Here is a 5,573-nt window from a genome sequence, read left to right as displayed (position 1 = left end):
AACCAGTCGACCCATTCGAGGGTAGCGAACTCGACGGCCTCGAACGAGCGCCACGGCCCGCGCGGGTGAATGACCTCGGCCTTGTAGAGGCCGTTGATCGTCTCGGCGAGAGCGTTGTCGTAGGAATCACCGACACTGCCCACGGACGGCTCGACGCCGGCCTCGGCCAGCCGCTCGGTGTATTTGATCGAGACGTACTGGCTTCCTCTGTCGCTATGGTGGACGAGCCCGTTGCTCCGCACGGGCCGCCGCTCATGAAGAGCCTGTTCCAGCGCGTCGAGGACGAAGCCGGCATGGGCCGTGCGGCTGACACGCCAGCCCACGATACGCCGGGCAAAGGCGTCGATGACAAAGGCGGCATAGACGAAGCCCGCCCAGGTCGCCACGTAGGTGAAGTCGGAGACCCACAGCCTGTTCGGCGCCGGCGCCCGGAACTGGCGATTGACCCGGTCGAGCGGGCAAGGCGCCGCCTTGTCGCCACTCGTCGTTTTTATCCGCTTGCCGCGGATCGCCCCTTCCAGACCCATCTGGCGCATCAGCCGCGCTACCGTACAGCGGGCAACATCGAAGCCTTCACGCTTCAACTGCCGCCACAGCTTGCGCACGCCGTAGACCCGGAAGTTCTCCTCGTACACGCGCCGTATCTCGACCTTCAAGGCCTCATCCCGCTGCGCCCGAGCGGACAGCCGAGAAGGGTCGCGACGCCGGGCGACATGGTCACGGTAGGTGGACGGGGCGATCGGCAGCACCTTGCAGATCGGCTCGACCCCGTGAGCCTCCCGGTGATCGTCGATAAACGCGATCATCGCTTCAGTGGGCGGTCGAGCTCCGCCTGGGCAAAATAGGCGCTCGCCTTGCGCAGGATCTCATTGGCCTGCCTGAGCTCGCGAACCTCGCGCTCCAGCGTCCGTATCCGCTCGCGCTCGTCGGTCGTCGTACCAGCCCGCATGCCGCTGTCGCGCTCGGCCTGCCGGACCCAGCGCCGTAACGTCTCGCCCGTGCAGCCGATCTTCGCCGCGACCGAGTCGATCGCTGCCCATTGCGAGGCGTGCTCGCCCTGGTGATTCAAAACCAGACGGACCGCCCGCTCGCGAACCTCCGTCGGATACCGTGTCGATTGTGTTCCCATAACAGCTCCTTCTTCTCACAAGTCGGAGCCTCCGGGAAACTCGGCGCGGTTCAGACATCCACAGCCTCTTCGACGCCGGCTATGTAACTGTTACACCCGAGCTACGGTTTGAGGTCAGCAAGCGGATCCGGGAGGAGTTCGAGAACGGGCGCCACTACTACGAGCTGCATGGTTTGCCACTCGGGCGGCCGGCGGAACCGCGCTTTCAACCGGAACCCAGCGCGCTCGCTTGGCACAACGAGAAGGTGTTTCAAGGCTAACCACGAAAGCGATCCGTGTATATCGCAGTGATGAGTGAGCCGATCGAGTAGCGCGGTCATAATTTACGCATCGCCGAAGACGCTGGCCCCTTCTTCTCAGGAGTTGGAGCCTCCGGCAAATCCGATGGAGTGGATGCCCCCGCCCGGCGGCATCGTGATGTGCCAGAGTGGTTGTGTCAGCAGCCACATCGAAGGGAGGCATCCATGGGTGAAACTACCATCATCGGCGTCGATCTCGCCAAAAGAACGTTCCAACTCCATGGCGCTGCGGCGGACGGCTCGGTCGTGTTCCGCAAGAAGGTCTCGCGGGACCAGCTGCTGGAGTTCCTCGCGCGGCAGCCGCAATGCGTCGTCGCGATGGAGGCCTGCGCCAGCGCCCACCACTGGGGCCGCGAAATCATGGAACTCGGCCATGAGGTCCGGCTCATCCCGCCGATCTATGTCAAGCCGTACGTGAAGCGGCAGAAGAACGATGCTGCCGATGCGGAGGCGATCGCCGAGGCTGCGTCGCGACCGACGATGCGCTTCGTTGCGGTGAAGAGCGCTGAACAGCAGGGCAGCGGAATGCTCTTCCGCACCCGAGATCTCTGGGTACGCCAGCGCACCCAGACGATCAATGCGCTGCGCGGCCATCTTGCCGAGTTCGGCATTGTGGCGCCGGCGGGGCACGCCCGCACGGAGCGGCTCGCGCAGGCGGTGGAGGATGATGCGTCCGCCCTGCCCGAGACGGTGCGAACGCTGGCGCGGATGCTGCTGGAGCAGATTGGCGCACTGACCGAACGCATCGATGCGCTGGAAAAGGAGATTCGCCGGCGCGCGCCGAAAGACCCCGAATTGGCCCGGCTGATGACGATCCCCGGCGTCGGCGCTATCTGCGCGACGGCGGTGAAGGCGTTCTGTCCGTCCATGTCCCAATTCCGCAGCGGGCGCGACTTCGCTGCCTGGGTCGGACTCACCCCAAGACAGAATTCGACCGGCGGCAAGACACGGCTCGGGCGCACATCAAAGATGGGCCAGCGCGACGTCCGCAGGCTCCTCATCATCGGTGCCTCGGCCGTGGTGTGCTGGGCGGCGCGTAAGGGCGCCCGTCCGGGATCGTGGCTCGCGCGCATGATGGCGCGGAAGCCGCACATGCTGGTGGTCGTGGCCTTGGCCAACAAGATGGCCAGGACAATCTGGGCGCTGTCCACGCGGCAGGAAGAATACCGGGATCCGGCAATGGTGGCCTGATCGGTCATCAGCGGCCGGGACGCCGGGGGTGCAAGCAGGGCAATGAGAAGGTAAGGGCTGCAGTCGACGAGACGGGATCGCGCGAACCTGAACCGCGCCGGGCGCTTCGAGCGCGCAAATCCGATAGGGACGCGATCCGCATATCTCCATACAGGCCAGCGGCGCATGACGGCCGCATCAACAGGCCGGACACACGACCGCACCTCACTGCACGAACCTCACCCGATTCAGATTCCGCTTGCTTCCCAGGGGGCATCCACACACGGGGCGGTTCAGAGCCCGAAGGCCCGCTTTTCGCTCGACCGAAATTGTTTAGCAAGTTTTTGCATCTCTGCCAACCTTTTGATTTACCGAGGATAAGTCGGCTGGGAGGTCAGAAACCTAGCCTTGGTGAACGAAAAATGAACATCGGACCCCTTGTGCTGGGCGCCGTCAGTGCCAATATATGTGGTATGGTGCCGAATTGGCGGCAACCAGTTTCGTGTTTATACTGTCAAGGCCAAATTCGAGGTCTGAGCAGATTGCGAGTTCCACCATATGGGCTCCCTTCGCCAGCCACGCGGGCGGCTTTGCGGCAGTTCGGCAATACCAGATTGCCAGTTGCCTCGCAGTATACACGAGCACGTCGATGACGAAGCGCACACCGCAGAACGGCGGGGGCGGAGGTGTTAAGGGCTAGTGCGTTGGCCCGATGCTCCGTCCCCACTCGCGGGGGCGAATTGGATAGCGACTACGACTTCCCGCTGGGGGACCAGAAACACTATCCACACTTTGATGCGCCGATCTCTCGTCGCAAGATACGGCAGATGCTGCGCGACTTTGAGGCCGGGCCAGACCGGGCCTTCTACCCGTTCTTCCGGTATGAGCAGTCGTGGCAACCCTACCGGCTGGACGGTGAACCCAAGCCAGAGCGCAAGACACGTGAGATACGCTACGGGGCCCGGCGTGATGCCTACATCTTCGCATTCTACCGACGCAAGCTGGCCCGACTCTATGAAGCGCGCCTTGCTGAGCTTGGGATCGCAGGCTGCCCGATTGCCTACCGGCAGGTGAGGAACGGCAACGGCGGCGGCAAGTGTAACATCGACTTCGCCAAGGACGCCTTCGATGAGATTGACCGCCTCGGGGACTGCGTGGCCGTCGCACTGGACATTCGCAAATACTTTGAGCGGCTCGACCACGGGCGCATAAAGCGCGTCTGGTGCGATCTGTTGGGCGTCGAAGAGCTACCAGATGACCACTATGCGGTGTACCGCAACATCACCCGCTACCGCACCGTTGACCAGCGGGAGGTCTTCCGCCGCCTCGGCTTCTTTGGGCCCAAGTTCGTGAACGGGCAATGGATCGAAGGTTTCCTGCGCCCATACCGCGACGTGCCGAAGAAGCTGTGCTCCCGGCAAGAGTTTGAAGAGAAGATTTGCGGCAAGGGACCTGGCGCGGCCCCGTCGCTTGTCGTCGTGAACCCGAACGAATATGGCATCCCACAGGGCGCACCGATCTCTGACCTGATCGCCAACTTTTACCTAATGGAGTTCGACACCGTGATGGCTGCCTACGCCCGCGAGCGCCGAGGCACCTATATGCGGTACTCGGACGACATCCTAATGATCCTGCCCGGCGGTCGCAGTGAGGCAGATGCGGCCATCGCCTTCGCCGTTGATGAGATGCGCCGCCACGGGCCAAAGCTTGAAATAAAAGAGCAAAAGACCTGCGTTGCGCTATTCCGGCAGGCAGGCGACCGGCTCGACTTTGAGCACATCCCACAAAATCCTGACGAGCCCAACAAGAACGGCTTCGAGTACCTTGGCTTTCGCTATGATGGGCGGCGCGTCTATGTCCGCGACAGCACCATATCGGGCTTCTACCGGAAAGTGGCGACTGCGGCGAACAGTGAGGCCGCAAAGCTGGTAGCTGCAAACCCGACGCGCGGCGCGGCTGAGTTGATCGGTGCGTTTGACTTCTCGCTCTTCTCGCAGCGATTTGCGCGGGTGAAGAGGACGAAGCTGACCGACGACTACCGCAGTTGGACCTTCTATACCTACCTGAAACGCGCATCGCGCACGTTCGGGTTGAAGGGTGACCGAATCCTGCGTCAGGCTAGCGGGTTCCCAGAATTTGTCCGCAGCCGGGTAGAGGAGGCGATAACTTCGCGCGTGGCAAAGCGGCCTGAGCCCAAGACCGAAAAAGCCGTGTAGAGCCTTACGCGCGCCTTACTTTTCCGCCTTGCGCGAGAATTTTCGGGAATAAAAAGCCCTCTAAGACATTGACCTTAAAAGGCTTATTTTGGCTCCGGCGGTAGGGATCGAACCTACGACCAATTGATTGACAGTCAGCTTTATCGGATTGCATTGGACTTCGTGCGGCAAGGAAGCATGCATGCTGTCGGGCCAGGCGGCACCGAGGTGTGCGCAGCCGGTCCCGGCCCGGCCTCCGCATCGCGGTCCGGGCTTCTCCTGGTGACAGCGCCGGCATCGTGCCGGCGCGGAACGAAGCCACGGAGACCGACCATGACCAGGCTCAATGACAGGCATATCGCCATCCTCGCCAACGCCGCCAACCGTACCGACGGCTGCGTGCTGCCGCTGCCGAAAGACATGCGACTGAAGGGCGGTGCGCTTACCGCCGTGCTGCGGTCCCTCGGCCGCCGCGGCTTTGTTCAGTGCTCAGCGAACGATGTGTGGACCATTACCGAGGCCGGCCGTGCAGCGGTCGTGCAAGAGGACGAGGCCGAGATCAATGAGAGCGAAGACGAGAACCCGGCGCCGCAGGTGGCGACCGCGGACCCGAATGCAGGAGACAATCATGACACCCCGAAGCCGCTCTTCCGTCCCGGCACGCGGCAGGCGCAGCTCCTCGACCTGCTGCAGCGGGATGAGGGCGCCGACATCGAAGAGATGGTGCAGTTCACCGGCTGGCAGCCGCACAGCGTCCGGGCGGTGCTGACCGGCTTCCGC

General features: G+C 63.0%; 4 protein-coding genes and 1 other annotated feature. Of the genes, 3 read left to right on the top strand and 1 reads right to left on the bottom strand.

What is annotated here, in order from left to right; translation table 11 throughout:
- A protein-coding gene (locus CWC60_RS00895) for an IS3 family transposase (RefSeq protein ID WP_420891140.1) occupies positions 1-1,129 on the bottom strand; the annotation gives its coding sequence in 2 pieces (ribosomal slippage) (positions 1-835 and positions 835-1,129; 1,130 coding nt annotated over the 2 pieces). This gene is flagged as partial in the annotation.
- Positions 732-848, bottom strand: a sequence feature (AL1L pseudoknot). (Overlaps the previous gene by 117 nt.)
- Positions 1,130-1,593: 464 nt before the next feature.
- On the opposite strand from CWC60_RS00895, the gene CWC60_RS00885 reads away from it, so the two are divergent.
- From CWC60_RS00885 to CWC60_RS00875, 3 genes are all read left to right on the top strand, one after another.
- Positions 1,594-2,619 (top strand): IS110 family RNA-guided transposase, encoded by a 1,026-nt coding sequence (locus tag CWC60_RS00885; protein WP_109792174.1) that lies wholly within the window; start codon positions 1,594-1,596, stop codon positions 2,617-2,619.
- Between the two features lie 719 nt (positions 2,620-3,338).
- Complete coding sequence (locus tag CWC60_RS00880; protein WP_109792173.1) at positions 3,339-4,814, top strand: reverse transcriptase domain-containing protein; 1,476 nt, start codon at positions 3,339-3,341, stop codon at positions 4,812-4,814.
- 312 nt (positions 4,815-5,126) lie between these two features.
- A partial coding sequence (locus tag CWC60_RS00875; protein WP_109792172.1) for a DUF3489 domain-containing protein occupies positions 5,127-5,573 on the top strand: 447 nt, incomplete at its 3' end.

The sequence above is a fragment of the Minwuia thermotolerans genome, from assembly GCF_002924445.1.
Taxonomy (GTDB): domain Bacteria; phylum Pseudomonadota; class Alphaproteobacteria; order Minwuiales; family Minwuiaceae; genus Minwuia; species Minwuia thermotolerans.
The sequence above is the reverse complement of the archived record's forward strand: the minus strand, read 5'-3'. Positions and strand labels throughout refer to the sequence as shown.